The 735-nt window shown below is 33.7% G+C and carries 1 protein-coding gene; it reads left to right on the top strand.

The genetic code is table 11. The features are described from left to right. The coding region (locus ACSX1H_RS19485; RefSeq protein ID WP_439185932.1) for a hypothetical protein at positions 1-603 on the top strand (603 nt) is incomplete at its 5' end. Between the last annotated feature and the right edge of the window lie 132 nt (positions 604-735).

The raw sequence follows: 735 nt of genomic DNA, 5'->3' as shown, positions 1-735 counted from the left end.
ACCGTTGGGGCTAATTTAAGAGTACATATGGATAAAATAATTGTAATATTGACAGTTATAATGCTAACAGGATGTTCAAATTCAGGGAAACCAAAACAATCAGACATCTCGAAAAAGAAGGATAGCGTTGTTATATCTAAAAGCTTATCTCTAATAAATATATCAAATGACGAGGAAGAGATATTTGCAAGTATTATCAATTTACTTATTGCAGACAATTATGAAATTAAGGATGCCAGTGAAATTGATACTTTGAGATTTGGTAAATATAAAGACCTGGAGCAAATAGAAAATTTAGAAATATATCCATCTCAATATAAATCGTTTAAAGCAATAAACAAAACTCCAATAATACAATCGGACAAGGATTGGTTTCCTAAATTCTATGTTTTTGAAATACAATTAGAGGATACTATTCAAGCAATAGAAATTGAGAATAAATTGAATAGTTTTATTCATCATGACGACATTTTCAACGAAAAAAACTATGACTATGTATTACGTAATCACGACAGACTAATTTACGTTCTATGTCAATCTAAAATGTTTGAAGAATATGCACTCTCTTATAAAAGAAGACTTAAAGAAATTATAAAAAACTAGCCCCAACACGCCGCTATAGCGCATAGCAGTCCGGCTCACTTTGGTTGGGCAGATTCCCGCCTCGATGGTCTCGTCCTCTCGGACGGACAATCTCAACGCAGAATCTGCTACAGCGCCATGCGGCCAACCGTT

This window comes from Carboxylicivirga taeanensis, from assembly GCF_051851475.1.
GTDB lineage: Bacteria > Bacteroidota > Bacteroidia > Bacteroidales > Marinilabiliaceae > Carboxylicivirga > Carboxylicivirga taeanensis.
The sequence above is the reverse complement of the archived record's forward strand: the minus strand, read 5'-3'. Positions and strand labels throughout refer to the sequence as shown.